The organism is Mycobacterium sp. TH-M25, assembly GCF_057473665.1.
Genome location: NZ_JBYCLA010000410.1, coordinates 1 through 2,607 on the forward strand (window position 1 = coordinate 1; position 2,607 = coordinate 2,607).

Here is a 2,607-nt window from a genome sequence, read left to right on the forward strand (position 1 = left end):
ATGCGCTGGGCCGGGCTCTACACCCAGCGCGAGCAGGGCTACGACGGCAGCTTCACCGGCGACGAGAACATCGATCTGCTCGAAGCCAAGTTCTTCATGATGCGGGTGCGGTGCGACGGCGGGGCCATCTCGACCGTGGCGCTGCGCACCCTCGGTGAGATCTCCACCGAGTTCGCCCGCGACACCGCCGACATCTCCGACCGGGAAAACGTTCAGTACCACTGGATCCGAATTGAAGACGTGCCGCAAATCTGGGAGCGGCTGGCGGCCGTGGGACTCCAGACGACCGAGGCCTGTGGCGACTGCCCCCGGGTGGTGCTGGGGTCCCCGCTGGCCGGTCTGTCGGTCGACGAGGTGCTCGACCCCACCCCGGCGGTCGAGGAGATCGTCCGCCGCTACATCGGCAACCCGGAATTCTCGAACCTGCCGCGTAAGTACAAGACCGCGATCTCGGGTCTGCAGGACGTCGCCCACGAGATCAACGACATCGCCTTCATTGGCGTCAACCATCCCGAGCACGGGCCGGGGCTGGACCTGTGGGTGGGCGGCGGCCTGTCCACGAATCCGATGCTGGCACAACGGGTTGGCGCCTGGGTGCCGTTGGACGAGGTTCCCGATGTCTGGGAGGCCGTGACGTCGTTGTTCCGTGACTATGGCTACCGGCGGCTGCGGGCCAAGGCCCGGCTGAAGTTCCTTGTCAAGGATTGGGGCATTGAGAAATTCCGCGAGGTGCTCGAAACCGAATACCTCAAGCGCAAACTCATCGACGGCCCGGCCCCTAAGTCGCTGACCCGTCCGATCGACCACGTCGGCGTGCAGAAACTGAAGAACGGGCTCAACGCCGTCGGCGTCGCACCCATCGCGGGCCGGGTGTCGGGCACCATCTTGTCCGCGGTCGCCGACCTCGCCGAGTCCGCCGGAGCCAACCGGGTCAGCTTCACGCCGTACCAGAAGCTGATCATCCTCAACGTTGCCGACGACAAGCTCGACGAGTTGACCGCCGGCCTGGACGCGCTGGGACTGCCGTCGAGGCCGTCGCACTGGCGTCGAAACCTGATGGCCTGCAGCGGGATTGAATACTGCAAGTTGTCCTTCGCCGAGACTCGGGTGCGTGCACAGTCGTTGGTGCCTGAACTGGAGCGCAGGCTCGAGGACCTCAACACCCAACTCGACGTGCCGGTCACCGTGAACATCAACGGCTGCCCGAACTCATGTGCCCGCATCCAAATTGCCGATATCGGGTTCAAGGGTCAAATGGTCGACGACGGCGAGGGGAATTCCGTCGAAGGATTTCAGGTTCACCTGGGAGGCAGCCTGGGGCTCGACAGCGGCTTCGGGCGAAAACTACGGCAACACAAAGTCACCAGCGACGAGCTTGGTGACTACATCGATCGCGTGGTGCGCAACTTCGTGAAACAACGAGACGGTGAAGAGCGTTTCGCGAACTGGGCGCTACGCGCCGAGGAGGCAGATCTGCGATGAGCGACCTATCCCAAGCAGAATTACGGGAGTTGGCGCAAAAGGGCGCCGCCGAACTAGACGGTGCCAGCGCCAGTGACTTGTTGCGCTGGGCCGAGGAGAACTTCGGCGGTGTCGGCGGGCCCCGGTCCACGGCTACCTGTAACTATGTGGTGGCCTCCAACATGCAAGACGCCGTGTTGATCGACATGGCGGCCAAGGTTCGTCCCGGTGTGCCAGTGCTGTTCTTGGACACCGGATATCACTTCGCCGAGACCATCGGTACCCGTGACGCGGTCGAGGCGGTCTACGACGTGCGGGTGCTCAACATCACCCCCGAGCACACCGTCGCCGAGCAGGACGAGCTGTTGGGCAAGGATCTGTTCGCCCGTAAACCGAGCGAATGCTGCCGGCTCCGCAAGGTCGCGCCGCTGTCCAAGGTGCTGCGCGGCTACTCCGCCTGGGTCACCGGTCTGCGCCGGGTCGAAGCGCCGACTCGCGCCGGCGCGCCGCTGATCAGCTTCGACGAGGCGTTCGGGTTGGTGAAGATCAACCCGTTGGCCGCTTGGTCCGACGACGACGTGCAGAGCTACATCGACGAAAATGATGTCTTGGTGAATCCGCTTGTCTACGAAGGCTATCCGTCGATCGGCTGTGCGCCCTGCACAGCCAAGCCGGTCGAGGGCGCCGACCCGCGCAGTGGGCGTTGGCGGGGCCTGTCGAAGACGGAATGCGGGCTGCACGCCTCGTGACGCGCCTTGTGCTTCTGGCCCACGGAAGTAGGGATCCGCGATCGGCGGTGAATGCGCGGGCCGTGGCGAACCAAATTCGGTTCATGCGGCCCGGCCTGCGGGTACGGGTCGCCTTCTGCGATCTGAATACGCCGCGACTGCCTGACGTTCTCACCCCGGACGCGGTGGTGACGCCGTTCCTGCTGGCTGATGCCTACCACGCCCGCATCGACATCCCCCAGCAGATCGCGAATTGCGGCATGCCCGTTCGGCAGGCCGAGGTGCTCGGTGAAGACGACCGGCTGGTGTCCGTGTTACGCGGGCGGTTGGCCGCCGTCGGAGTCGAGAGCCGCGATCCGGAGTTGGGTGTGGCCGTCGTCGCGATCGGCTCGACGCATGCGGCGGCGAACGCACGGAC

The 2,607-nt window shown here is 64.9% G+C and carries 3 protein-coding genes; all 3 read left to right on the forward strand.

All coding sequences use genetic code 11. The features are described 5' to 3' along the window. On the forward strand, positions 1–1,482 hold a 1,482-nt coding region (locus AC2VOU_RS13785; protein ID WP_486957893.1), incomplete at its 5' end, for a nitrite/sulfite reductase. Continuing rightward, positions 1,479–2,210 (forward strand): phosphoadenylyl-sulfate reductase, encoded by a 732-nt coding sequence (locus AC2VOU_RS13790; protein WP_486957894.1) that lies wholly within the window; start codon positions 1,479–1,481, stop codon positions 2,208–2,210. The genes AC2VOU_RS13785 and AC2VOU_RS13790, both read left to right, overlap by 4 nt. After that, a partial coding sequence (locus tag AC2VOU_RS13795) for a sirohydrochlorin chelatase (RefSeq protein ID WP_486957895.1) occupies positions 2,189–2,607 on the forward strand: 419 nt, incomplete at its 3' end. The genes AC2VOU_RS13790 and AC2VOU_RS13795, both read left to right, overlap by 22 nt.